At 37.4% G+C, this 25293-nt stretch carries 28 protein-coding genes; 14 read left to right on the forward strand and 14 right to left on the reverse strand.

Annotation, left to right across the window (positions count from 1 at the left end; genetic code table 11):
• Nucleotides 1-37: 37 nt before the first annotated feature.
• Nucleotides 38-379 (reverse strand): hypothetical protein, encoded by a 342-nt coding sequence (locus tag ACZ5L8_RS04920; protein ID WP_464440170.1) that lies wholly within the window; start codon nt 377-379, stop codon nt 38-40.
• Nucleotides 380-578: 199 nt separating this feature from the next.
• The gene (locus ACZ5L8_RS04925) at nt 579-1268 is read right to left on the reverse strand and encodes a hypothetical protein (RefSeq protein WP_464440171.1); all 690 of its coding nucleotides are present in this window, start codon (nt 1266-1268) and stop codon (nt 579-581) included.
• 170 nt (nt 1269-1438) lie between these two features.
• Here ACZ5L8_RS04925 and ACZ5L8_RS04930 point away from each other — a divergent pair.
• A protein-coding gene (locus ACZ5L8_RS04930; RefSeq protein WP_464438539.1) for an IS3 family transposase occupies nt 1439-2676 on the forward strand; the annotation gives its coding sequence in 2 pieces (ribosomal slippage) (nt 1439-1781 and nt 1781-2676; 1239 coding nt in all).
• 34 nt (nt 2677-2710) lie between these two features.
• Here ACZ5L8_RS04930 and ACZ5L8_RS04935 read toward each other — a convergent pair.
• Together ACZ5L8_RS04935 and ACZ5L8_RS04940 are read right to left on the reverse strand one after the other, a co-directional pair.
• Nucleotides 2711-3031, reverse strand: a complete 321-nt coding sequence (locus ACZ5L8_RS04935; RefSeq protein ID WP_464440172.1) for a hypothetical protein — start codon at nt 3029-3031, stop codon at nt 2711-2713.
• A gap of 163 nt (nt 3032-3194) precedes the next feature.
• Entirely contained in the window at nt 3195-3755 is a 561-nt protein-coding gene (locus ACZ5L8_RS04940; protein WP_464440173.1) for a DUF4494 domain-containing protein, read from the reverse strand.
• 291 nt (nt 3756-4046) lie between these two features.
• On the opposite strand from ACZ5L8_RS04940, the gene ACZ5L8_RS04945 reads away from it, so the two are divergent.
• Nucleotides 4047-4910, forward strand: coding sequence for a DUF5694 domain-containing protein (locus ACZ5L8_RS04945; protein WP_464440174.1), 864 nt, complete (start codon nt 4047-4049; stop codon nt 4908-4910).
• Between the two features lie 84 nt (nt 4911-4994).
• Here ACZ5L8_RS04945 and ACZ5L8_RS04950 read toward each other — a convergent pair whose 3' ends face one another.
• A complete protein-coding gene (locus tag ACZ5L8_RS04950) occupies nt 4995-6083 on the reverse strand; it encodes a M42 family metallopeptidase (RefSeq protein WP_462598531.1) in 1089 nt (362 codons plus the stop codon).
• 115 nt (nt 6084-6198) lie between these two features.
• On the opposite strand from ACZ5L8_RS04950, the gene ACZ5L8_RS04955 reads away from it, so the two are divergent.
• Nucleotides 6199-6903 (forward strand): DUF4294 domain-containing protein, encoded by a 705-nt coding sequence (locus tag ACZ5L8_RS04955; RefSeq protein ID WP_464440175.1) that lies wholly within the window; start codon nt 6199-6201, stop codon nt 6901-6903.
• Nucleotides 6904-6953: 50 nt separating this feature from the next.
• On the opposite strand, the gene ACZ5L8_RS04960 is transcribed toward ACZ5L8_RS04955, so the two are convergent.
• Both ACZ5L8_RS04960 and ACZ5L8_RS04965 read right to left on the reverse strand, forming a co-directional pair.
• Nucleotides 6954-7679 (reverse strand): YebC/PmpR family DNA-binding transcriptional regulator, encoded by a 726-nt coding sequence (locus tag ACZ5L8_RS04960; protein ID WP_464440176.1) that lies wholly within the window; start codon nt 7677-7679, stop codon nt 6954-6956.
• A gap of 62 nt (nt 7680-7741) precedes the next feature.
• Nucleotides 7742-8026, reverse strand: coding sequence for a 4a-hydroxytetrahydrobiopterin dehydratase (locus ACZ5L8_RS04965; RefSeq protein WP_464440177.1), 285 nt, complete (start codon nt 8024-8026; stop codon nt 7742-7744).
• A gap of 127 nt (nt 8027-8153) precedes the next feature.
• Between ACZ5L8_RS04965 and ACZ5L8_RS04970 the strand changes: the two genes are divergently transcribed.
• Nucleotides 8154-9614 carry an aminoacyl-histidine dipeptidase gene (locus ACZ5L8_RS04970; protein WP_464440178.1) on the forward strand — a complete coding sequence of 487 codons (1461 nt, stop codon included), beginning with the start codon at nt 8154-8156 and terminating at the stop codon, nt 9612-9614.
• A 55-nt stretch (nt 9615-9669) separates the two neighbouring features.
• Here the strand turns inward: ACZ5L8_RS04970 and ACZ5L8_RS04975 are convergent, their stop codons facing one another.
• Genes ACZ5L8_RS04975 through ACZ5L8_RS04985 form a run of 3 tightly spaced genes read right to left on the reverse strand, consistent with a single transcriptional unit; the run spans nt 9670 to nt 12393 of the window.
• Nucleotides 9670-10824 (reverse strand): peptidylprolyl isomerase, encoded by a 1155-nt coding sequence (locus ACZ5L8_RS04975; protein WP_464440179.1) that lies wholly within the window; start codon nt 10822-10824, stop codon nt 9670-9672.
• Nucleotides 10821-11384, reverse strand: a complete 564-nt coding sequence (gldI, locus tag ACZ5L8_RS04980; RefSeq protein ID WP_464440180.1) for a gliding motility-associated peptidyl-prolyl isomerase GldI — start codon at nt 11382-11384, stop codon at nt 10821-10823. Before gldI ends, ACZ5L8_RS04975 begins: the two co-directional genes overlap by 4 nt.
• Nucleotides 11377-12393 carry a DHH family phosphoesterase gene (locus tag ACZ5L8_RS04985; RefSeq protein WP_464440181.1) on the reverse strand — a complete coding sequence of 339 codons (1017 nt, stop codon included), beginning with the start codon at nt 12391-12393 and terminating at the stop codon, nt 11377-11379. The genes gldI and ACZ5L8_RS04985 overlap by 8 nt, the downstream gene beginning before the upstream one ends.
• A 108-nt stretch (nt 12394-12501) precedes the next feature.
• Between ACZ5L8_RS04985 and ACZ5L8_RS04990 the strand changes: the two genes are divergently transcribed.
• Together ACZ5L8_RS04990 and ACZ5L8_RS04995 are read left to right on the forward strand one after the other, a co-directional pair.
• Nucleotides 12502-13500 (forward strand): alkaline phosphatase D family protein, encoded by a 999-nt coding sequence (locus tag ACZ5L8_RS04990; protein WP_464440182.1) that lies wholly within the window; start codon nt 12502-12504, stop codon nt 13498-13500.
• Between the two features lie 96 nt (nt 13501-13596).
• Nucleotides 13597-14016: a nucleoside-diphosphate kinase gene (locus tag ACZ5L8_RS04995; RefSeq protein ID WP_462598522.1), complete on the forward strand. Its 420-nt coding sequence runs from the start codon at nt 13597-13599 to the stop codon at nt 14014-14016.
• Nucleotides 14017-14067: 51 nt separating this feature from the next.
• Here the strand turns inward: ACZ5L8_RS04995 and ACZ5L8_RS05000 are convergent, their stop codons facing one another.
• From ACZ5L8_RS05000 to recF, 3 genes are read right to left on the reverse strand one after another with little or no spacing between them, the layout of a single operon-like run.
• On the reverse strand, nt 14068-14364 hold the full coding sequence (locus tag ACZ5L8_RS05000; RefSeq protein WP_464440183.1) for a DciA family protein: 297 nt from the start codon (nt 14362-14364) through the stop codon (nt 14068-14070).
• Nucleotides 14364-14780, reverse strand: coding sequence for a lipocalin family protein (locus tag ACZ5L8_RS05005; RefSeq protein WP_464440184.1), 417 nt, complete (start codon nt 14778-14780; stop codon nt 14364-14366). The genes ACZ5L8_RS05000 and ACZ5L8_RS05005 overlap by 1 nt, the downstream gene beginning before the upstream one ends.
• The gene (gene recF / locus ACZ5L8_RS05010; protein WP_464440185.1) at nt 14777-15856 is read right to left on the reverse strand and encodes a DNA replication/repair protein RecF; all 1080 of its coding nucleotides are present in this window, start codon (nt 15854-15856) and stop codon (nt 14777-14779) included. Before recF ends, ACZ5L8_RS05005 begins: the two co-directional genes overlap by 4 nt.
• Before the next feature lie 149 nt (nt 15857-16005).
• Here recF and ACZ5L8_RS05015 point away from each other — a divergent pair, with 149 nt between their 5' ends.
• From ACZ5L8_RS05015 to ACZ5L8_RS05050, 8 genes are all read left to right on the forward strand, one after another.
• Complete coding sequence (locus tag ACZ5L8_RS05015; RefSeq protein WP_464440186.1) at nt 16006-16767, forward strand: tetratricopeptide repeat protein; 762 nt, start codon at nt 16006-16008, stop codon at nt 16765-16767.
• Between the two features lie 16 nt (nt 16768-16783).
• Nucleotides 16784-17284: a 6,7-dimethyl-8-ribityllumazine synthase gene (ribH, locus tag ACZ5L8_RS05020; RefSeq protein WP_464440187.1), complete on the forward strand. Its 501-nt coding sequence runs from the start codon at nt 16784-16786 to the stop codon at nt 17282-17284.
• A 130-nt stretch (nt 17285-17414) separates the two neighbouring features.
• Nucleotides 17415-17699, forward strand: a complete 285-nt coding sequence (locus ACZ5L8_RS05025) for a riboflavin synthase subunit beta (RefSeq protein ID WP_462598516.1) — start codon at nt 17415-17417, stop codon at nt 17697-17699.
• Complete coding sequence (gene mutL / locus ACZ5L8_RS05030) at nt 17700-19565, forward strand: DNA mismatch repair endonuclease MutL (RefSeq protein WP_464440188.1); 1866 nt, start codon at nt 17700-17702, stop codon at nt 19563-19565.
• Nucleotides 19562-20329, forward strand: a complete 768-nt coding sequence (locus ACZ5L8_RS05035) for a rhomboid family intramembrane serine protease (RefSeq protein ID WP_464440189.1) — start codon at nt 19562-19564, stop codon at nt 20327-20329. The genes mutL and ACZ5L8_RS05035 overlap by 4 nt, the downstream gene beginning before the upstream one ends.
• Nucleotides 20329-21228: a rhomboid family intramembrane serine protease gene (locus ACZ5L8_RS05040; protein ID WP_464440190.1), complete on the forward strand. Its 900-nt coding sequence runs from the start codon at nt 20329-20331 to the stop codon at nt 21226-21228. Before ACZ5L8_RS05035 ends, ACZ5L8_RS05040 begins: the two co-directional genes overlap by 1 nt.
• Nucleotides 21228-22250 carry an endonuclease/exonuclease/phosphatase family protein gene (locus ACZ5L8_RS05045; RefSeq protein ID WP_464440191.1) on the forward strand — a complete coding sequence of 341 codons (1023 nt, stop codon included), beginning with the start codon at nt 21228-21230 and terminating at the stop codon, nt 22248-22250. The genes ACZ5L8_RS05040 and ACZ5L8_RS05045 overlap by 1 nt, the downstream gene beginning before the upstream one ends.
• Before the next feature lie 106 nt (nt 22251-22356).
• Nucleotides 22357-24594: an ATP-binding protein gene (locus ACZ5L8_RS05050; RefSeq protein ID WP_464440192.1), complete on the forward strand. Its 2238-nt coding sequence runs from the start codon at nt 22357-22359 to the stop codon at nt 24592-24594.
• Here the strand turns inward: ACZ5L8_RS05050 and ACZ5L8_RS05055 are convergent.
• On the reverse strand, nt 24586-25206 hold the full coding sequence (locus tag ACZ5L8_RS05055; RefSeq protein ID WP_464440193.1) for a WbqC family protein: 621 nt from the start codon (nt 25204-25206) through the stop codon (nt 24586-24588). The two genes, ACZ5L8_RS05050 and ACZ5L8_RS05055, sit on opposite strands and share 9 nt — an antisense overlap.
• Nucleotides 25207-25293: the final 87 nt, after the last annotated feature.

A 25293-nucleotide genomic window follows, 5' to 3' on the forward strand; every position in this document is an offset into this window, starting at 1 on the left:
ATTTCGCTTAAAGCGAAAAAAACAAAGCAAATTTTAATCACGCCCGTGGAGGCCTAAAGGAAGAATCGTGAAATTCTCCTGCTCTTAAATAACTGATTGAAATGATTTTTTGAGTAGGGATTTTTACTTGATTAAAGTCAAGATTTTCAAACTCTAGCACAGAAAATCCTGTACAAGTACCGCAGTTGAAAAATGGAGAACAAGGCTCCTCACAAGGACCTTTTTCACAATCATCATCCTCTACATCTTCGAGATACTCTACACCCGCGATATTCCCCACGCAGCAAGTAACCGCCGAAAGGGAAAAAGTAAGTAGCGCAAAAAGTATCACTAGGATTTTCATCACTTCAAAAGTAAGACAAAATTGAAATAAAGACATCCAAAAATTTAAAACTGCTTAAAGAACATAATTTTATTCATAAACTGTCTATTGCGCTGAAACAGGGTATTCATCTTTCGCTAAGAGGAGTTGTGTTCTAAATAAATTATTCTGATTTTAAAAAAAAGAGTTTTAATTAACCTGCATATGAATATGATCATCATGGCGCACGGCCTGGCAGCCATGAAAGCGTATTTTTTCACTGTTTAATTTCGCGTTGTTTGAGGTAAGGTTCAATAAAGATTTTCCCTATTTCGCTTCTAGCGGAAATGATATTTATAAGATCTGCAGTTACTGATTCTGATAACTCCATATTTTCATTCACCGTACCCAGCGTAAAATATTTAGGAAAATCATACTGAAAATATCCTCGAGATTTACAAAATTCATTTTGATCAACTTCTTGACTTGTGGGCTCCTCATATGCACCATAACCGCTCACGGACTTCTTTTTATTTGTAGGATTTCCATCTTTTTTATAGATCAAAGCTAGGTCGACCTTTTTGCCGTCTTTGTGCGATAAATGCGGCAGTAATGGGAACCTATCAAAAAATGGAAAGCAAGCATCATAATAAACGACTTTGATGTCTGGATGCCTTTCGGCGAAAAGATTTGCAACGTCTGTTAAGACAGCATTCATTTCTGGTTTTACATAATTACGATTGGCTAAAGTATAGAAGAAAAAGTGCGATTGTAAATGCTCAGTGTTTTTGATCTTTTCTCTGCCAAAGATCGGAGCTACAAAAGGAACAATTAAAAATGTAGCGACTAGATATAAAGCTGTAAAAGCTAGTACTCTTTTTAACCTTCGTTTCTCCTGTTTCTTACGGAAGACTAGTAAAATGATTAAATAAATAATACCACCTATTTGCGTTAGAATGGTAAGCATGATTATCATGACGAAGTGGAGAAGAAGTTTCACTTAATCAACTTTTATTTGAATCTCGGTATCCCCGCCCCAATCATCAACTATATGTGCTTTTAAAAAATTTTCTATCGCCTTTTTTGTTTTAAACTGTGTCCCGTCCTGAAATAAGTTGACACAAATTCGACTTATTTATGAAAGACTCAGAAGGAGCTGAGCAGAAACGGACTCAGCGTGATTACAATTTAGGCTTTAAATTAGCGGTTGTATCTCAGGTAGAAAAGGGCGAAATGACTTATAAGCAAGCCCAAAAAGCGTACGGTATTCAAGGAAGGAGTACTGTTTTGGTTTGGTTGCGCAAACACGGTACCTTAGACTGGAGTAAACCAAAGACAAGACTTAGCTGTAATACAATGAAAGAAACACCTGCTCAAAAGATCAAGAGGCTTGAAAAAGAGCTGTCAGATGAGAAGCTTAAGAATAAGATTCTCAACACGATGATCGATATCTCAGATCAGCAATACGGAACTTCTATTCGAAAAAAGTATTTGCCCAATCAATCCAACGAATCCGGCAAGAACACCGACTAAGCCTGTCACGTTGTTGCAGATTGTTTGGGATAAGCAGACAGGCTGTCTATCAAGCAGAAATGCGAGAAAGGACAAGAGCTGATGAACTTGCCTTGATCAAACCGCTGATTTTAAGGGTGCGCCAGCAAATGCCAAGACTAGGTACTCGTAAACTGTATTATTTACTCAACGTTGAGTTTGAAAAGATGAGAGTTAAAATAGGCAGGGACGCCTTATTTGATTATCTCAGGTCAGAATCAATGCTTATAAAACCAAGAAAGAATTACACAAGGACAACAGACTCTCGGCATTGGCTAAAAAAACACCCTAACCTAATGAAAGATGTTACACCCGTAAGACCAGAGCAATACTTTGTAAGCGATATTACTTACATCAAGAGTAGAGAAAGGACACATTATCTTTCCTTGGTGACAGACGCTTTTAGCAGAAAAATAATGGGCTATCATCTAAGTGATGACATGAGTGCAGAAAATGTAGTTAAAGCAATGAAAATGGCTAATAAGAGTAGAACCACATCAAGCGAGGTAATACACCATTCTGACAGAGGCTTGCAGTATTGTTCTTCGTTGTATCAAACTCAATTGAAGCGATCAAATGCGATACCTTCAATGACAGATGGATATGACTGTTATCAAAATGCATTAGCAGAACGAATTAACGGGATATTGAAGGGAGAGTTCTTGATAAACAAATGCAATACAAGCAAAGAACTTAGCCTGCTAGTTCAGCAGTCTATTAAAACTTATAATAATCAAAGACCACATCTAAGCCTTAACTACAAAACACCTAATTTTATACACAACAAAAAATCCCTTGAAGCTAGCTTCAAGGGATTGATTTAAATTATTAAAAACTGTCAACCTATTTTAGGACGACTCACTGGGTTTTAAAATCATCATTTTCTAGTGTAAAACTTTGTAAAGATTTCGCTTGAATCCTTATTTCATGATTAGTCCAAGTTCCTATTCCAAAATAAATGGAATCTCTTTCTCCTGGCTGAATTTTAATATTCAAAGTATCCTCTATTTCATCTTTGAAATTATAAAAATCATGGTGTGATGCAGTAGTATCAAAAACAAATAATACATTAAGCTCAGAATTACCGTTATTCTCAAAATGTATTGAGTGTGGAGGATCACAACTACAAATGAGTAGGCAGAGAAGTATTATTCCTGTATATAAATTTGCTCTATTCAAATCAGATCTTATTTGATTTAAAGATATAGAATGCATTTTATATACTTATGGGTTGATTTTCTATAAAACAGGTGAAAATCTACTTTTTGAATTGAGGTTGAATTAAAAAAAAAAGAGGTAGTAAAAACTACCTCTTTTTTATAAGATTGAAAATTAAATGCTTTTATGCTTCAACATCTTGATATGAATCTTCTAATTCTAATGCTTCGTCGTCTTTACTATAACTAGGCACTGATTCTTTGATGCGATTGAATTCTTCCATGCGTTCTGCATTATCTTCTTCGCCGGTAAAATATGGGAAGACATCAACGATAGGAGATTCTGCGATCGCAGGAATGCTGTATTCTCCCATGGTGTCTCGCATTACATGCGCAGTGTTTTCAAAAGCTTCTTTAACATCATTGGCTTGCACGAGCAAGTATTGATTCATTTTACGTTCTTTGCCGCTATTTTCATCGTAGGCGATAAGTGATACTTTAGCCTTAAACCAGCGGTCAGAATTTTCAAAAGGATGTACCTCAGCAAAGTTGGCCACTTTAATATTTGTGATCAACATACCTTCATCTTCGTTAAGGTATGGTTGCATTTCTTCTGTAATCCGTTTTTCTGCCTCAGTGTATGAAACAGCATCCACAAGAAACGGTTCATTTTTTACTTTGCGTAGGCCAGAAGCCTCATCTAGTTTAGGATATTTTATTTTGCACTCGTACCAAGTTACGCTCATGTGTGAAGGTCTTTAAAAATTTTTGGACGCCAAAAATAGCCGTTTGGAAATAGTCAACAAGAGCAAAATGGAAGGAGATATTCACAAATTGGCACTTCAATATGACATTGTTTTGAAGTTCAATGAATTACTAAAGATTGCCTAATAGATGACACGCGAATAATCGGCGAGATTTTCTAATTGATACTAAATGCAGTTTTTGTTGTTAAAAGGTTCTGCTTCGATTACTTTTAGAACATAAAGAAATAATTTTCAGACTCTTTTGCTTTTCATCAAATTAAAAATCGTCAAATGAATTTTAAGAAACATTTTCTAGCAGTTATAGTTACTCTATTACTTACCCATGTTCTTTTCGCGCAAAGCGATAATCAAGTAGAGATCTTATTAGTTGGTTTTGATCACTTAAGCCAGATGGATAATGGGACACCTACATCTAATATTTTTAGTGCTAAAAAACAGCAAGAAATTAAGTTGATCGCTGATAAACTTGCGGCGTTTAAACCCACTATGATAATGGTTGAGAAAGAACCTGATGAGCAAGAGATGTTAGATAGCTTATTTATGGCATACAAAAACGGTAATCTTGAATTGTCAGATATTGAGAACGGTGCTTCAGAAACTTATCAAGTAGGTTTTAGATTAGCAAAGGAATTAGGTTTAAACGGTGTAAAAGGCATAGATCATTATGAATCTACTTCGCAATCCTTGTTAAGTTCTGGAGAGAATATTGAGATTTTTAAAAATGGACTTCAGCTTCTTATGAATACGGCTAGACCCATGAAGGCAAAAGTACAGCAAGACAGTTTGTCTATTTATGAGTACATTAAAATCATGAATCGAGATAAACTTATTGATCTAACACATAAACTTATTTTTAATATGCCGGCTTATGTAATGAATGGAGAGTTTTCTGAAAATGCTACCAATACGGTGGATATAGGAGAGATCGATAATAAATATATAGGAGCAGAATATATTACATTGTTCTACAACAGAAACCTTAAAATTTATACTAACATTTTAAATACGCAGTTGAAGCACAAAGCTGAAAGAATAGTTCTGTTTATGGGGCAATTGCATATAGGTGTTTTACGTGATCTATTAGAAGACAATTCTAAATTTAAGATCATTAAAACCTCGGAGTATTTTGATTGATAAAATTGACTTCAAAGTAGATAAGAAATGGTAATAATAAAAAAACCGCCACGATGGGCGGTTTTTTATTCTTTTGGCGAAAGCCTAATCCTCAAAATAGCTGAATGTCTCTCCATCTTTGATCTTAAGAACACTCTCATAGATCAATTTGATCACATTCTCAACATCATATCTGTGAACCATCTCTACCGTGGTGTGCATGTAGCGCAACGGTAAACTGATGAGCGCAGATGCAACTCCGCCATTGCTGTATGCAAAAGCGTCTGTATCTGTACCTGTCATACGGCTGCTCGCCATACGTTGAAAAGGGATCTCTTTTTCCTCGGCCGTATCAATGATAAGGTCGCGTAGTTTTTGTTGTACTGCTGGCGCGTAAGAAACTACTGGACCTTTACCTATTTCAGCAAGACCGTTAGTTTCTTTTTTGATCATTGGGGTAGTGGTATCGTGTGTTACGTCTGTAACGATAGCAACGTTAGGTTTAATACGTTGTGTGATCATTTCCGCACCGCGTAAACCTATTTCTTCCTGCACGCTGTTTACAATGTAAAGACCAAAATCTAATTTCTTCTTATTCTCTTTAAGCAGTCTACCAACTTCTGCGATCATAAAACCACCCATGCGGTTATCTAGCGCGCGGCACACAAACTTATTCTCATTAAGAATGGTGAAGGTGTCTGGATAGGTGATCACGCAACCTACATGTACGCCTAAATCTTCTACTTCGTCTTTAGAACTTGCGCCTATGTCAATGAAGATATTATCTAATTGTGGTGCTTGTTCTTTGCTTTTATCGCGGGTGTGGATCGCTGGCCAACCAAAAACACCTTTAACGATGCCCTTGCGTGTATGAATATCTACCATCTTAGAAGGTGCGATCTGGTGATCACTACCACCATTGCGAATAACGTATATCAGTCCGTTATCTGTAATGTAGTTTACATACCATGAAATTTCGTCAGCATGTCCTTCAATTACCACTTTATATTTTGCATCTGGATTGATAACACCCACTGCGGTACCATACGTATCTGTGATAAATTCATCGACATACGGTTTAAGGTAATCCATCCATAATTTTTGCCCACCCCACTCATAACCGGTAGGAGAGGCGTTGTTTAAATATTTCTCAAGAAAATCAATTGATTTGTCGTTCAATATACTTTCAGCCATAATTCAATTTTAATTTTCACGAAAGTATGAATATTAAAATCATTAAACCATCGTTAGCATGGATATGCGTACTTTTGGAACGGTTTTCGTACTAACTGGTATAAAAATTATTGTTTTGATAAAATATTTTGCTCCAATTTTATTCTTTGTGAGTCCGTTGCTGTGGGCTCAGGATAGTGCGGTAGAAGATTCTACCAGTGTGCAGTATTATATTATAGATGGAGACTCTATCGCGGTAGATGCTGTAGAACTGGAAGAGGTTAAACTGCTGGGAAGATTGCATTTTAACGGTGACGATGAGCGTCGTCGTTATCTTATTTTACGTCGCAAGACACGCAAGGTCTGGCCATTTGCAAAACTGGCTGGTGAGCGCTTAATGCAGCTAAATGCGCGTCTGGACAGTATGGAGTCTAAAAGAGACAAAAAGAAATACACTAAGATCATTCAGCGCTATGTAGAAGATGAGTTTGGGCCAAAGCTTAAAAAACTCACACGCACAGAAGGGCAGATCTTAGTAAAGCTGGTTTATCGCCAGACAGCTACAACAACCTTTGATCTTGTTAAAGAATACCGAAGCGGTTGGAAGGCTTTTTGGTTAAATACCACCGCTGGACTTTTTGACATCTCGATGAAAGAAGGCTACGACCCTGAAACGGTAGAAGAAGATTATTTAATAGAAGACATTTTGCAGCGCTCATTTCAATCTAATGTCTTAGAGTCTGCACCGCCAGAAATAGAATTTGATTATTATAAGGCTGCTGCCAAATGGAATAAACCTAAACCCTCGCAAGGTATAGGCAACGCTCCAGAAAAGTCATAAAAAAACTCGCAGGGATACTGCGAGTTTTTTGTTTTATAGAGAAGTAATAATTACTCTTCGTCTGTAGTTTCTTCCATAGAGTGATATACGTTCTGTACATCATCATCTTCTTCAAGTTTCTCAAGAAGCTTTTCAACTTCTTCAGCCTCCTCAGCAGAAAGTTTTTTAGTAGTTTGTGGTATACGCTCAAAGCCAGAAGAAAGAATAGTATAATCGTTCTCTTCTAGATAAGCTTGCAGCGAACCAAAGCTCTCAAAAGGAGCATAGATAATCACACCGTCATCATCTTTAAAAACCTCTTCAGCACCATAGTCTATAAGTTCTAGCTCTAGTTCTTCAAGATCAATACCTGTATCTTCAATTCTAAAGTTACACGTATGGTCAAACATAAATACCACAGAACCCGAAGTTCCTAAACTACCGTTACTCTTATTAAAATAAGAACGCACATTAGCTACCGTTCTGGTATTATTGTCTGTTGCGGTCTCAATAAGTACAGCGATACCATGAGGTGCATATCCTTCAAAAAGGACTTCTTTATAATCACCAAGACTTTTATCAGAAGCACGTTTAATAGCACGTTCTATATTGTCTTTTGGCATGTTAACACTTTTCGCGTTCTGGATTACCGCTCTTAATCTGGAGTTACTATCCGGATCAGGGCCACCATCTTTAACAGCCATTACAATATCCTTACCTATACGCGTAAAGGCTTTTGCCATCGCGCTCCAGCGTTTCATTTTTCGTGCCTTTCTAAACTCGAATGCTCTTCCCATAAAAGTTGATTAATTATTGGGCAAAAATATAAAAATCCTACTCGTTTCTAAATTTTAAGAAACTAGTTCCCTAATATTTCTTCAATTGCTTTAGCCAACTTAAAATCTTTCTCTGTAACGCCATCTGCATCGTGGGTAGAAAGTGAGATCTCTAGCGTGTTGTAAACATTAGTCCACTCTGGGTGATGTTGCATATTCTCTGCCTCAAAGGCAATGCGCGTCATTGTGGCAAATGCTTCTTTAAAGTTTTCAAATTCTAGCGAGGTGTGTATCGCGTTGTCGCTATATGACCATCCGTCAAGGGTTTCCAGTTTCTCTTGTATTTCGTTTTCTGTTAGTTTTTTCATCTGTATTGTTTTGGTTAAAGGTATAAAGCGACTTATGCTTTCGCAATGTATTTTTAGTAAGATTAACTTTTGCCTTACGGCGAAATCTAAAGCTTTCAGAACTCCTACCTTTGTAAAAAATAATTAGATGAACGAAGATATAAGAGAATTAGAGCCTAAAGGCATTTGGAAGAACTTTTGCGACCTTAACGCTGTGCCGAGACCTTCTAAAAAAGAAGAGCAGGTGATCGCGTTTATGAAGAATTTTGGCGAAAGCCTAAACCTAGAGACCATTGAAGATGAAGTGGGCAATGTGATCATTAGGAAGCCAGCAACCGCCGGGATGGAAAGCAGAAAAAAAGTGGTTTTACAATCGCATCTCGATATGGTGCACCAGAAGAATAATGACACTGATTTTGATTTTGCCACTCAAGGTATCGAGATGATGATAGATGGCGATTGGGTTACCGCAAAAGGCACTACGCTGGGCGCAGATAATGGTCTGGGAGTTGCAACGATCATGGCGATTCTTGAGAGCGATTCTATACCGCATCCTGCGATTGAGGCGCTGTTTACCATCGATGAAGAGACTGGGATGACAGGCGCTATGGGACTTAAATCTGGCATTTTGCAAGGTGATGTTCTATTGAATCTAGATACTGAAGAAGATGATGAGATTGGCGTGGGTTGCGCCGGTGGAATTGATGTTACAGCTTCTAAATCTTATGAAACTCAAGAGATCTCTGAAGATCACCTGGGCTACACGGTGAGCGTAAAAGGTTTGCAAGGAGGTCACAGTGGGATGGATATTATTAAGGGTCTTGGTAATGCTAATAAATTGATGAATCGTCTTTTGCTTGAGGCGCACTTGGTAGGAGAGATGCACCTTGTAAAGCTCAATGGCGGCGGACTGCGCAATGCGATACCGCGAGAGAGTAATGCTGTTATCGCTGTGGCGAAAAGTAATCAGGAGCAATTTCTAGATGTTATGGAAAGTCTTGCTGCTGAGATCCTAGAAGAATACAGCGCTCTTGAACCTAATCTTGAAGTAGAGTTTGATATTACAGAAACTCCAAAACAAGGATTGACCACAGAAAGTCAAGAAGCATTGCTTAAAGCTTTACAAGCGGCACATAATGGTGTTTATCGTATGAGCCCAGATATTGAAGGCCTTGTTGAAACTTCTAATAACGTAGCTAAAGTTACGGTTGAGAATGGAGCGATCGATATTTTGTGTTTGTCAAGATCATCTTCAGATTCTTCTAAAAATGATATCGTACGTAGTTTAGAAAGCGTTTTTGAGTTGGCTGGATTCTCTGTAGAATTAAGCGGAGAATATCCAGGATGGCAGCCTAATATGCAAAGCAGTATTCTTAAAGTGATGGAAAATAATTACAGATCATTATTTAATGAAGAGCCTCATGTAGCGGCTTGCCACGCTGGTCTAGAATGTGGGATCTTAGGTCAGAATTACCCAGAAATGGAAATGATCTCTTTTGGTCCAACCATAAGAGGAGCACATTCGCCAGATGAAAAAGCGAGTATATCTTCAGTAAAGAAATTCTGGAAATTAACTCTAGCAACTTTAAAGGACTTCCCAGAAGCATAATGCATAAAAAAAGGCTCGCGAATTGCGAGCCTTTTTTGTTTTTGTCTTTTCAGTTTTACTGAACTTCTGTTAAGATCAGGTCAAAAACTAGATCAGTTTTAGGAGGGATCCCACGATTACCTCTTTCGCCGTAGGCTAAATAATAAGGAACAAAAGCTGTTACCTTGTCGCCAACACGCATATTCTTTGCAGCTTCTATAAAACCAGCGATCGCTTGTGCATCTGGACTTACCTTCACGCCATAAGGCTTAAGGTATTGCTCTGGCTTCGAAAGTCCGTTTTCTTCTGCAACGTCTTTCATACTTGTATCAAGCAATTCTCCGTTAGTGAAATACACTGCGTAGTCCAACAAAGCAGTTTGACCTTGCTTAGGAGCAGGACCATCACCACGCTCTTTAAAGTATAATTTAAGTCCGCTGTCTAGAGAATCTGCTTTTGTTTCTTCTTCCACAAATCTATCAGCGATAGCTTTTAATCTTGCTTGTTTCTCAGCTTCGATCCTAGCTTTTTCTTCTGCGTACTTATTAGTTTCTTCAGCAAACACTTCATTTGCATCAAAACGTCTTGCATCAGCTCCTTTTCTTACGATCTGGATCTTCTCGATTATCACAGGATTTTTTGGGTCGCCTTGACGTGGGTTATTCACTTCAACATTTTCTATTTCGCTAAGCACATCAAAACCTTTTACAACTTTACCAAAAACAGTATGACAGCTTGTTCTAGGATCTTCACAATTCTTAAGTGTCCCGTTCTCATCATAACCATTAAGGTGCGGCTGAGCGCCAAGAGTGATGAAGAATTGAGAACCGTTAGTTTCAAAACCTCCATTTGCCATAGACATTACACCTATTGTGTCATGCTTAAGTTCTGGTAGAAGTTCGTCATGATATTTGTATCCTGGGCCGCCAGTTCCTGTACCATCAGGATCACCACCTTGTATCACAAATCCTTTAAGAATTCTGTGAATTGATAAACCATCATAAAATGGTTTGCCTTTATAAGCACTATCTACTACTTTACTATCACCCTCTGCCAGAGAAACAAAACTTGCTACTGTAGCAGGTGTTTTCTGGTAGTATAACTGCGATACCATTGTACCTTTATTTGTTGTGATCACCGCATAAATACCATCTTCTAGGTCTGGGTATTTATCATCACATCCCACAAATACTGCAGCTAAGAGCAGAAATAATAAACTAAACTTCTTCATAATTTGTCTTCAGGGTTTTTATTTTCGATTGTATGTAACGTTACTGTAGATTTTAACGGTAGATTTTTACCTATTAGATCATCAAGACCATAATATCCATAGCCTTTATGACTAGGAAACAAAAACGTGATCGTTTCTCCTGGTTTTAGTAGCTTAACGCCATCACGCAAACCAGGCATGAGCTCTTGATTGCTTTGATCAACTTGATACGTTTGTTTGCCTAATTTATCTTGACTAAGAATTACCTCGTTATCTAGCGTTTTTAAGTTGTAAGAAAAGGTGATAAGATCGCCCACTTGTGGTGTGGCAGCAGCTGTAGTATCCTTCTTGTTATAAAAATACCAGAAACCTTTGCTAGATGCGATATATTCTGTTGCGCTGTCTTTAGCAATGATCTTTTCTATGAGCTCTTCTTCAGCCTCGTTGAGTTTTATATTGCGAGCGATACTCTCGTCAATATAAGAGCCGCCACCGTGAGAAACCGGGCGTCGCGCCTCAGGATTTGTTTTACATGAAGCAACAACCAATAGGATGCCTATTGCTACAAAGATCTTATTCATTTAGGGCGTTTTTGTACTGCGGTAAGATACTAATAAAATAGTCAACCGTTTCACGTAAACTTACATCGCTTCTTCCTCCAGCTGCGTTTGTGTGACCGCCACCATGAAAGTGCTGTCGGGACAATTCATTAACTGAGAATTCTCCCTTACTACGTAGTGAGATCTTCACAATATTTTCTTGCTTATTCTCAATAAAGATCGCCGCCATTTTCACGCCAAGTAACGATAGACCGTAATTCACAAAACCTTCAGTATCTCCTTTTTGGAAGCCATGCTCATCAAGTTCCTTTTGACTCAATGTTATAAAAGCGGTCTTATATTCTGGTAAATAATTAAGATTGTTAAGCGCAACGCCCAGCAACTTCAATCTGTTGTGACTAAAGGTATCGTAGATCTTATCGTGAATTTCAGAATTGTTAGCGCCATTATCGATCAATGAGGCGATAACACGATGCGTGAGTGATGTTGTAGAATTGAATTTAAACGAACCCGTATCGGTCATGATTCCTGTGTACAGGCAGGTCGCAATGTCTTTGTCAATTAAATCTAGCTCGTTAAGCGCATCGATCACATGGTAGACCATTTCGCTTGTAGCGCAAACATTCACATCGCTATAGGTGATCTCAGCATAATCATCTGGTTGCTGGTGATGATCTATCATCACAAACGTTGCATTGCTTTTTTCTAGCAAAGGTTGCAAGTCGCCACAACGTGAAAATGAATTAAAATCTAGCGTAAAAATCACATCTGCATGCTCTAGCGTTTGCTTTGCATTTGCTGTATGAAGATCATATTTCACCACCGTTTCTTCGTCTGGTAACCACTTTAAAAATTCTGGGTAATCGTTAGGCGAAACCACGGTCGCAGTATGTCCTTTTTTATTCAAGAATCTTCTTAAGGCCAGCGTAGAGCCCATGGCGTCTCCATCCGGATTTTTATGCGGTATAATTGCGATATTCTTTGGCTCCTTCAGTAATTCCAGGAGCTTATCTGCATCAGCTTTTTTCATAAGGGGCGAAGATACAATTTAAAATTACAGGTCACCTTTTGGCGAAAGCTTAATTATTTTATAACCCAACGCAGCAATTGACGATGTATTTTTGCACAAAATTTAAAAATGCGTAGTAGATATTTTCTAGCTGTTATTGCTGTTTGGCTTTGCGCCAAAAGTAGCCATGCTCAAGATTTTGTGATGGCCGTGGGATCGTGTAATAAAACCGAATTGCCTAATCCCTTCTGGAAGCATATTCTAAAATTGGATCCAGATGTTTTTGTTTGGGGTGGCGATAATATTTATGCAGATACTGCAGATATGAATAAAATGGCTGTGATGTATGCAGCTCAAAAAGCGTTGCCAGAATATGCCGCAATTGTTGACAGTATAAAAATCATCGGGACGTGGGATGATCATGATTTTGGTAAAAATGATGGCGGTAGCGATTATAAAATGAAAGCCGAAAGTCAGCAGCTTTTGCTTGATTTTCTGGATGTGCCAAAAACTGATCCCCGCTGGAGTAGAGAAGGAGTCTATTTCTCTCAAGTTTTTGAAACAGAAAACGGTTCTATAAAAGTGATCTCGCTAGATACAAGATATTTTAGAAGTGATTTAAAACGCAGCAACAAAGCCGGAAGAAGATATGCAGCCAGCAAAAAAGGGACTTTGCTAGGTGAAGCGCAATGGCAATGGTTTGAGAATAAATTAAAGAACACTTCGGCAGATTTTACTGTCATCATGAGCAGTATTCAGCTTGTAAGTCATGAGCATGGTTTTGAAAAATGGGCAAACTTCCCGGGTGAGCGCCAGCGATTTTTTGATCTGCTAAAAACCACAAAATCTGATAATGTGATCGTTGTGAGTGGTGATAGGCATATTTCAGAGTTTTCTAAGATCACTGTAGATGGTGTGGAAGATCCAATATTAGATTTTACCAGCAGCGGTCTTACACATGCTTATAAAAAATATAGCGGCGAGCCCAATGAATATAAGGTAGGAGAGACGGTGAGCGATTTGAGTTATGGTGTTATTTATTTTGACCTTGCGGCGAAAAAGATAAAAATGCAGATACGTGGTGCAGAGGATGAAGTCTTAGAAGAAATTGAACAAACCTATAATTAATGTTTACTTAATTAGGTTTTATGCAGAAAAACTCTACTTTTGCCCCGATTTTTTTAAAACAAAATAATTTTCGCTGTAGCGAAAAAAAATAAAAAAATGGCAACAAACAGAACATTTACAATGATCAAGCCTGATGCTGTAGAAGCAGGACACGTAGGCGCGATCCTTAACAAGATTAACGCTTCTGGTTTTAGAATCGTAGCGATGAAACTTACTCAAATGACTCAGCAGGATGCAGAGACTTTTTATGCTGTGCATAAAGAGCGTCCATTCTTTGGTGAGCTTGTAGAATTTATGACACGCGGTCCTATCGTTGCTGCAATTCTTGAGAAAGAAAATGCTGTAGAAGATTTCCGTACGTTAATTGGTGCTACAAACCCGGCTGAAGCTGCTGAAGGTACTATTAGAAAAATGTATGCTACATCTGTAGGTGAGAACGCGGTACACGGTTCTGACAGTGATGAGAACGCTGCAATTGAAGGTAACTTCCACTTTGCAGGTAGAGAGCAGTTCTAAGAAAAGCTTCTTTATATAAAATTAAAATCCCCGCAATTTGCGGGGATTTTTTTATCTAAGCATTAGTGATTTTATCACTTCTCGGCCCATTTCTTCATTAAGGTTCTTGATAATTTTTTCTTTACCGTAGCCTAACTCTTCTCTTAAGACTGATGATGTTAAGCGTACAATAAGCCTATCTCCATCTAATTTTACCTGCTCTGTATATTTTGAAATTGCAGGACCCATAATATTCTTCCAGGCGTCTTCTGCACTTATTTTATCCAGACCCTTTTGTAGTTTGTTCTTTTCTACAAAACCGCTTAGCGCGTCTTTTAATGATATAGGATCTGCGTCTCTTTTTGTCATTACTGGGTAACGTTTATAGGTGTAAATTTCTTGTATTTGTACTTTATATTTCGATCGTTTATAACCTCAAAGCTTTCTTCGCTTGCATTTAACACGGTTTCTGACCAATTGTTATAAAGTGTTGTATAATATATTTTTAAAGAATCGTTCTCAACCTTTACTTTAAGCCCTTCTTTTGATTCTGTGTCTTCGTATGTTCCGTCTAGCTGTGGTTTTAATTTAGTTCTAAAACCGGTAGAATCTACTATATGAATGTAATCAACAGTTTCGTTAATCTCAAATTTAATCTTTTCGCCGCCAGGCTTAACAACTTCCTCGATCTCCCAGTAGCCGTTAAGCATTGGGATCATATCTTCTGGAGCTTGTTTTGCACAGCTTACCGCAAAAAGAAATAAAATGAAATAAAGTTTTCTCATAGTTTAAAGATCTTAGAGGATTGATGAATCTTTTTTACAATTGCTTCTGTGCGCTCAGGATGCGTATCACTGATGAATAGCTGACCAAAATTTTCATCATTTACCAGCGAAACGATATGCGTCACTCGGTTTTCATCAAGTTTATCAAAAATATCGTCTAGCAAAAGTAGGGGAGCGGTGCCACTTTCTTTTTTTATAAAATCAAATTGCGCAAGTTTTAAAGCGATGAGATACGATTTTTGTTGGCCTTGACTTCCAAATTTCTTCACAGGATGACCTTCTATCTTAAAACTTAGGTCATCTTTATGCGTACCCACACTCGTGTATTGCAGCATGCGGTCTTTTTGAAGATTTTCATCAAAAAGTTCTCTCAGCGTCTTTTCGTGCAACTGACTTTTATATTTCAGCTTGACTTCTTCTTTGCCGCCACTTATGTATTGATAGCGCTCCTGAAAAATAGGAGCAAAGCGCTCAAGGAATTGTTGACGTTTCTGATAAATTTTCGCGCCAAGCGCATCCATCTGCTCATTATAAATAGAAAGCGTGCCTTGATCAAAGGTGTGATTTGCTCCAAAATACTTTAATAAAGCATTGCGCTGAGAAAGTACTTTATTGTAATTGATCAGATCATTAAGATATGCCTTGTCGCTTTGTGAGATCACGCCATCCATAAATTTGCGGCGCGTCTCGCTACCTTCTATAATAAGGTCTCTGTCTGCTGGCGAAATGATCACAAGCGGCAAAAAACCGATGTGTTCAGAAAATCTCTCGTATGCTTTGCCGTTGCGTTTAATGATCTTTTTTGCTCCTCGTTTTGCGCTGATGATCACTTTTTCTACACGGGCATCTTTTTCATACAGTCCTTCAACCACAAAGAAATCAGCATCATGATTTATATTCTGTACAGTAATGGGGTTAAAGTAGCTTTTGCCAAAAGAAAGATGATAGATCGCATCCAGAACATTAGTTTTTCCCACACCGTTGTTCCCCACAAAACAGTTGATCTTATCGTCAAGATCAAAATCCTGAGACACGATATTTTTATAATTTATAAGAGAAAGTGCTTTTAAGATCATTGAAAATTAGCTTCTTAATTTGCTATTTTGTTTGTTCTAAGGATGTTGAGATTTAGCAACGTTTCGTGCAAATTATCGAAAAATAACAAATTGATACGCTTTTGAATTTGAATAAAAATTTTATTTTTGCGCGCAACAAATTTTAAAGCATGGCCACATATAAGAAGAGGGGTTACAAGCCACAAACCAAGGTAGAAAAAGAGGTTGAAGTGCACGAAGAGAGCACAACTGCAGAAGTTTTTGATACCTTAGATGAAGGTGCAAGTAAGACAGAAGCCTGGGTAGAAGGCAACTGGAAATATCTATTGATCTTTATAGGTGTGATAGTTGTGGGCGTTTTAGGATACATGGGATATAAGAAATTTATCCAGGAGCCTAAGAACATAGACGCAAGTAACGAGATGTATCAAGCGCAGAATTATTTTAATGAAGCGATCGCTGGTGCAGCACAAAAAGATTCTCTTTTTAACCTAGCGCTTAATGGTGGTGAAGGTAAATATGGTTTCTTAGATATTATTGATAGCTACAGCGGGACTAAATCTGCAAACCTTGCGCATTATTATGCAGGTATGGCTTATCTTAATATGAACCAGTATAAAGAAGCTATTGATCAACTTGAAGATTTTAAAAGCGAAGATCAGATGCTTGCTCCACTTGCAAAAGGTGGTATAGGTGATGCATTTGCTCAGCTTGATCAGTTAGACGAAGCTCTAGGATATTATGAAGAAGCAGCAAACATGAGAGATAACTCTTTTACTGCTCCACGTTTCTTATTCAAAGCTAGTCTTGTTGCTATTGATCTTGGTAAAAAAGACAAAGCAGCAAAATATCTTACAAAAATTACTGAAGAGTATCCTGAATCTGCAGAAGCAAAAGATGCTGAACTGTATTTAGGAATGGTTAGCGAATAACCTAAAATTAAAATATATGGCGACAACAAACTTGTCGGCTTACGATAAAGAGACAATCCCAAACGCGAAAGATTTTCGGTTTGGGATTGTTGTTTCTGAGTGGAATGACAAAATCACTGAAGGCCTTTTTCAAGGTGCTTTTGATGCGTTTCTAGACTGTGGCGCGATCAAAGAAAACATCGTACGCTGGAATGTACCCGGAAGTTTTGAACTTATTTATGGTTGTAAAAAAATGCAACAATCCTTTGAGATGCTAGATGCCATCATCGCTGTAGGTAGCGTGATACAGGGCGAGACAAAGCATTTTGATTTTGTGTGCGACGGTGTAACGCAAGGCATTAAAGATCTCAATATTCAGAGTGATATTCCTGTGATCTTCTGCGTGCTTACAGATAATCACATGCAACAGGCAATAGACCGTAGCGGTGGTAAACTGGGAAATAAGGGAACAGAAGCCGCAATTGCAGCCATAAAGATGGCACAATTACGCAAAGACGCTAACTTTTACAAGGGTTAGTTTTTTTCGCTTTAAGCGAAAAGAAATAAAATAATATACACTCTCAAGAAAACGGCAAGGATATTGTTGTTAACAAAGAGGGATGGCATTTCCCGTAGTAAATTATTAATTTTGAGAACAGGCACGTATTATGGGAATTTTAAAAACTAGAAAGAACAAACAATTTGACTACAGCCCTAGATATTATCAGGGCGAGGGAAACCCTTATAAAATGTCTCATAAGTTTGATTCTTATCGCAAAGCAACCTTGGAAACCAAGGGGATAAAAAACAAGTTTAATAACGCCTGGGATGACTACAAAAATAATCCTGATCAAAAGGCTAACCGTCGCATTCTTATTATCGTTTTGCTTCTTATTTTTGCGTTTTTATTTATGATAGATTTTGACCTATCATTATTTACGCAAGCACAATAAATGGCAGATATAATAAAGCTTTTACCAGATCATGTTGCAAATCAAATAGCCGCAGGAGAGGTCGTACAACGGCCGGCTTCTGTAGTAAAAGAGCTACTTGAGAATGCGATTGACGCTGGTTCTACTTCTATAAAACTTATTGTAAAAGACAGCGGTAAAACCCTTATACAAGTTATAGATAACGGTAAAGGGATGAGTGCTACAGATGCGCGTCTTAGTTTTGAGCGTCACGCTACTTCTAAGATCAAAAATGCCGAAGATCTTTTTGCGTTGCATACTAAGGGTTTTCGTGGTGAGGCTTTAGCTTCGATTGCTGCGGTTGCACATATCGATCTTAGAACACGGCAAGAAGGCGAGGATGTAGGAACACAAATTGAGATCGAGGGTAGCCAAGTAAAATCTCAAGAAGTGATCGCTACACCAGAGGGAACTTCTATCGCCGTTAAAAATCTGTTTTTTAATATACCTGCAAGACGCAATTTCTTAAAGTCTGATAGTGTTGAGATGCGTCATGTAATTGATGAATTTCATCGTGTGGCGATGGCGCATGAGCAAATCGCTTTTGTGATGTACCATAATGAAGGCGAGGTTTTTAATCTGCCTATTTCTAACAAAAGACAGCGTATTGTAAATATCTTCGGGCCTAAGACTAATGAAAAATTAGTGCCGGTAGAAGAAGAAACCGAAATCGTAAAAATTCAAGGGTTTATCATTAAACCCGAATTTGCTAAGAAGACTAAAGGCGAACAATACTTCTTTGTTAACGACAGATTTATAAAGCATTCTTATCTGCATCACGCGGTTTCAGCGGCCTTTGATGGTTTGCTTGCAGATAGAGCAAGAGCGAGTTATTTTCTGTACTTAGAAGTTGATCCTAAAACGATAGATATCAATATTCACCCCACAAAAACTGAGGTGAAATTTGAGGATGAACATTCAATTTACACCTTGCTGCGTGCTGCGGTAAAACACAGTTTAGGGCAATTTAATATTGCTCCTGTTCTCGATTTTGATCGTGAGCCAGGTTTTGATACGCCATATTCTTTTAAAAACAAACCTATTGAAACTCCTCAAGTAGAGGTAGATCGTGATTACAATCCGTTTAAGGAAAATAATCCAGGTAAAATATCAGTTTCAAAAAGTACACCGCATTACGAGAAAAAAAGTGCTGCAGGCTGGGAGAATCTTTATGCTGGTCTTGAGAAACACAGCAACACACCAGATGATACCTTCAGTAGAGTAGAGATAGAGAGCAATCCTACTCCAGAGACGATCTTTGATGAGGATACCGCTTCCGCGGAAGCGAATTGCTACCAACTGCATAATAAATTCTTAGTTAGTACCATAAAAAGTGGCATGGTGATCATAGATCAGAATAAAGCGCATCAACGCATTCTTTATGAAGATCTGTTGAAGAATATCACAGTAAAGGAATCTGTGAGTCAGCAGCTGCTATTTCCGTTGCGATTAGATTTCTCTTTAAGAGAAATAAATACACTCTTACAACTTAAAGAATCGCTAGAGAACACTGGTTTTATTTTTAATACTGTAGATCAAGAAACGCTAGAAGTTACCGGTTTACCTATGGGAATTAGTGAAAACGATTCTAAACGTGTGCTAGAGGAGTTACTTAACGATGTAGAACATGAGGTGCCAGATGCAGGCTTTAGCAAAACAGATCTACTGGCAAAAAGTATGGCGCGCAGTATGGCAATTCGCAATGGCGAAAAGCTGGACGCTGCGAGTTGTGAATATTTGTTAAATAAACTATTTGCGTGCAAAGATCCCATGTTATCACCCTTTAATAGGCCTACCTTTGTAACAATAAGCGTAGAAGAACTTGAAAGGAAATTTGAAATTAAATGAGTAGAATAACAGAGACCGTTAAGGTACTTCTTATAGTCAACGTAATATTCTTTTTAGGATCGCAATTCCTACTTCCAGATCATGGAAGCATGTTTGCGCTATTCTTTCCTGAAAATGGAAATTTCAAATTCTGGCAGGTTGTTACACATATGTTTATGCATGATCAAGGCAGTATCATGCATATTCTTTTTAATATGTATGCGCTGTGGGCTTTTGGAAGTCCGGTAGAGTCTATGCTAGGAAGAAATAGATTTATCTTTTTCTATTTTTCTGCCGGGTTAGGTGCTGCTTTGATTCATACAGCTGTTGGATATTTTCATTTTTATCAAGGATATAATACTTTAATTGAACTGGGTGAAACACCCCAACAAATTGCACAAATGCTTCAAAAGCAAGTTGAATCATTTAATTCAAGTCAAGGTTATTATGTTTTTAATGGAGAATATGCAAGAGTTCTAAATTCTATGGTTGAGTCATATTTAGTACCAGCCGTAGGAGCTTCTGGAGCAATATATGGTATTCTGGTTGCGTTTGGGATGATGTTTCCTAATGTTGAATTATTCTTGATTTTTGTTCCTGTGCCTATAAAAGCAAAGTATTTTATTCCTGCTTTAATCCTCTTAGACTTGTTTTCTGGAGTAACTGGTTTTTCACTATTTGGTCAAAATATTGCAAATTTTGCACACATAGGTGGAGCGCTATTCGGGTTTATAATGATCTGGTACTGGAAGAAAAATAGTTTTAATCAAAATCGCTGGAATTAATGGCGGCAAATAATCTAGGATATCAATTTAAAATGGCAAACGTCGCGATAAAAATTATCGTGATCAATGCTTTGGCTTTTATAGCTTTTGAATTGATAGCGTTTATTTTTCAATGGCCTTCTGGATTTTTAATACAATGGTTTTGGCTCCCAGCCAAATTAAGTGACCTGCTATTTCAACCTTGGTCTTTAATAACATATTCTTTCTTACATGCAGACATCTTGCATATTTTGTTTAATATGTTGATCCTGTACTGGTTTAGTCAGATCGTTCTCAACCTTTTTACTCCGAAACGTTTTCTTACTATTTACTTTCTTGGAGCGATATCTGGAGCTGTATTCTTTATTTTAGCTTATAATCTTTTTCCTGTTTTTGGTGGAGCTACAGATGTTGCTACGCTGCAAGGAGCGTCTGCTGCCGTAATGGCGATAACTATTTTTATTGCCGCTTACACGCCTAATACAGAAGTGCGTGTGATTTTCTTTAATGTGAAAATGTGGCAGTTAGGTGTTTTCTTAGTGGTGATGGATCTTGTTAGAATTCCAACTAGTGGCAACGCTGGCGGCTTTATCTCTCATCTGGGCGGAGCTTTGTTCGGGTATATTTATGCAACCCAACTTGCTAAAGGCAACGACATAGGCATCTGGTGGGAAAATATGATAGATGGTTTTGCGACGATGTTTAAGAAGCGCGAGAAAAAATCTAAGATGAAAACTGTTTATCGCAAACAAAAATCAGCTTCATCAACTAATAGAAGTTCTGCAGCATCAAGCAAACTTTCAAAATCAGAACATCAGCGAAGAATAGACGATATTCTTGATAAAATAAGCAAAAGTGGCTACGATAGTTTGAGTCAGCAAGAGAAGGATTTTTTATTCAAGGCGGGTAAAAATTCTTGATGAAAAATCTAAATCTCTTTAATAAACTCGTCTATTTATTAAATCTGCTTATAGCGTTTTTACTTCTTGTAGGCTACGCACTTCCATACATTCCACCAAAGGTTTTTCCTGCACTTTCTGTTTTGACTTTAATAATTCCGGTGCTAATTGTAGCGAATATTCTTTTTGCTCTTTACTGGCTTTTATTATTCAAAAAACAAGTTTTATTATCAGGGATTATTCTACTTTCTGGGCTGTTCTGTAACGTGACGTTATATAACATCAGTGAAAAGGATTATTCTCCTGAAGAAAATGATTTTACCATCTTTAGTTACAATACAAAGCGCTTTATTCTTGATACATCAGAAAATGAAACAGAAGGAATTTGGTCAACGTTACAGCGCCAGAACCCTTCAATAATCTGCCTTCAAGAGTATCCCACAGATAAAAAATCGCCTCTTAAATATCCACATGTTTACTTACAAGATCCGGTAAAAGGTAAAGGAAACGGACTTGCCATTTATTCTAAATTCCCCATAATAAATAAGGGTTCGCTTGATTTTCCAGATTCTTTTAATAACGGCATATATGTTGATTTGGTTATTAAAAAAGATACAGTGCGAGTGTATAATTTGCACATGCAATCACTGTCTCTAACGCCTGAAATAGCTGAAATTCAGCAAGAAAATAAAAAGAAACTCATTAGCGGTCTGGGAGAGAAATTCGTCCAGCAACAAGAGCAAGTAGAGATCTTTTTAGAAAATGAAAAACATTGTGAATATCCCGTTTTTGTGACAGGTGATTTTAATAATACGGTCTTCTCATATACATATCAGAAGATAAAGGGAGAAAAATTTGACGCTTTTGCGCAAGCGGGTAAAGGTTTCGGGCGCACATTCACTTTTGATGTGATCCCGTTGCGTATAGACTTTATCTTAGGAGATGATCAAGTCTATAAAACACAACGCTTTGAGCGCTTTAAGGTTAACTACAGCGATCATTATCCTATAATGGCTACAATACGCAGGGTTTCAAAAAATTAACAAGATGATTGGTTAATACAAGCATTTTATTATATTTGCGCGCACCTAATCTGCGAAATTGTACTTTTCATCTAGTAACATTACAAGTCCTTGTAGCTGGCAATCTTTGCAGAAATCTCTATGCGTTGTTTTTTTTCTTTTGGCTTTAAGCCAAAACATCTCTGCCCAGAACGAAGCTGAGAAATACTACAAAAAAGCAGATTCCCTATACAATACTGCAGCAATCAATATTACGCAGTTTAAATATGCAGAAGCGATCAAGGGAACTTCTGAACTTATAGAATTAGCCAGGAAGCGCTCTAACAATCTTGATCTGTATTATGGATACAACATGCTTTCTGAGATCTATGATAAGATCAACGATACAGTACAACCTACGTATTATTCTCGACAAGCGCTAACCTATGCTTTGAAGACTAACAATGAAGCGGTAATAAGCGGAGCTTATAATAACTTAGCTTCAACATTGGGAAGATCTAAAGCTCAAATTGATGAAGCGTTTGATCTTTATCAAAAGGCGCTCGTACTAGATAGAAAAAGAAATGACAGCGTTTTCTTAAATCCGGCATTGAATATTGCTGAGATTTATTTTATGAGAAATCAATATGATAAAATGCCGCCTTATTTGCGTGAGGCAGAAGCGAGCTTATCTAGATCTATTGAAGAATTTGATGATCCACAGATCTATCTGGATATGTTGTGGAGTGATTATTACTACAATAAAGGTGATGTTAAACGAAGTCTAAGTTTATCAAAAAAAGCTTTTAAGAGTATTCAGCAAGATTCTCTTTCATACCTAGGTGTTGATTATTATCCACGTTATGTACAAAGGTTAGAGGATAATGAAGACTTTAAAACATCTAATGAAGTAAATAAGGCTTTAATAGAGCATCTTAAAAAAGAGCATGCCAGTAGCGAGCAGCATAAAATCTTTAGAGCTGCGGTAGAGTCACAACAGCAGGAACTCGCTAGGATCAAAAAAGAAAATTCGCTTAAAGAAGAAATCGCGCTTTCTACGCTTAAAAATCGTAAGATGCTTCTTGTGATCTTTGGGCTTGTAGTGATCTTCTTGATCGTTTTCTTAATTCTGTTATATCGTAACGTAAAGATCAGACAAAGACTCATCAATAACTTGAAGTCTAAAAATAAACAACTTGCCGAAGCTAAAGTAATCGCAGAGAAGAGTGTAGAAGATAAAACCAGATTCTTTAGTACAGTAAGTCACGAGATCAGGACTCCGCTTTATGGAGTGACCGGAGTAATATCTTTGCTTGAAGCGCGTGACGATAGAAAACTTACTAAACAGGAGATGAAATCTCTTAAATTCAGTTCGCAGCATCTTCTCGGGATCATTAATGATCTTCTCGATATTTCAAAATTAGAGACGCAAGAGTTTATATTACAGCAAAAGTCGTTTGATCTTCCGCATCTTATGCGTGAGATCTATTCTGCTTTCGCTCAGGGCGAAATAAACCACAATAACACCTTTCATCTCAGTATTGGTGAAAACGTACCGCAGTTTGTTACTGGTGATCCTAAGCGTTTATCTCAAATATTGTTTAACCTTCTAGGTAACGCTAATAAGTTTACACATAACGGCGATATTACAATTCATATAAATTCTTCACCTATTGCAGAAAGTTGGAACGAGATCTGTTTTGCAGTAGAAGATACAGGAGAAGGAATTGATGAAGAGGCTAAGGACAAGATCTTTCAAGAGTTCAATCAGGTTGATGGTGACCATAAATTGTCTATTCAGGCAATCGGTACCGGTTTAGGATTAACCATTGTAGCAAAGATCCTTAAGAAAATGGACTCTAAGATCGAGCTTCAAACTGAAAAAGGAAAAGGTAGTACTTTTAGCTTTAAGCTAAACCTAAAAGAAGTATCTGTAAAAGAAGTTCTTAAGATCGAGAAAGAAAATACTGAGGATTACTTTGAGCGTTTTAAAGACTTATTAAAAGACAAAGAAGTTCTTGTAGTTGATGATAACCCTATCAACTTGATGGTTACTAAGAAGATCCTGATGACAAAGGGAATAAATGTAACTACCGTAAAGAGTGGGGAAGAGGCTGTAGAGCATTCGCTTCTTAAACGTTATGATCTTGTGCTTACAGATATCAATATGCCAGCTGGTATTGATGGTTTTGAGACTGCGACGAGGATCATGAATATTTATCCAGATATGCCAATTATAGCGCTATCTGCCGCTGAGACCATAGACCTTAAGAAAAAGGTAAAAGAGTATGGATTATGCGCTCTGGTTACAAAACCGTATAATCAAAAGGATCTCTTCAATACCTTGATCGCTTGCTTAAAGCCTACAAATCAAGTTTTAGTTTAGGTCTAATTCTTCAAGATAAGTAAGCGCCTGCGGACCAAGATTAAATATCAAATCTAAGATGCTTAAATGTGGTATAAATCCATTTTTGTCATCAAACACCTGCATATATTCAGGTAACTCAACGCTTCTTTTTTCTTTGGCATTCGCCAAAAATCTTCCGTCAAAGATCTCTGGTTCTTTTTCGTAGGACTCTGTTTGAGAGATGTCTTTCTCTATTTGCAGAATATCAAGTACGGCATCAAAAGTTTTAAGATTGAACTCAAGAAGATTTGTAAATGTCTCGGTGAAGAGAAATTTGATGTCATCTTCATAAAATTCAAAAAAAGGAGAAGTTCTGTATGCGATTTGTATCGATCTCCAATGCTCTTTTTGCCAATGAAAATTATTCTCAATAATAGCATTTGATGTTTTCTTATGACCTTTACTACCCGTGTGCTTTACGGGTATGGTAAGCGTCAACGTGCCATTAGCTGTGCCGATGATACATCTGTTTCTATAGGTTTGCTTTTGATAGTTATCATGAACCTCAATTTTTATAGGGTTATTCTGCACAACGTGTGCATAATATGCTATATCACCAAAATAACACGGCTGAAGAAGAATACTTTTCACATTATAATATTAGATCACAAATTTAAATACTGTAGATTTTTAACTCAAATATATTTCATGCATGTGATTTAAGTATTGCGATTAATT

It is taken from the genome of Leeuwenhoekiella obamensis, assembly GCF_055391795.1.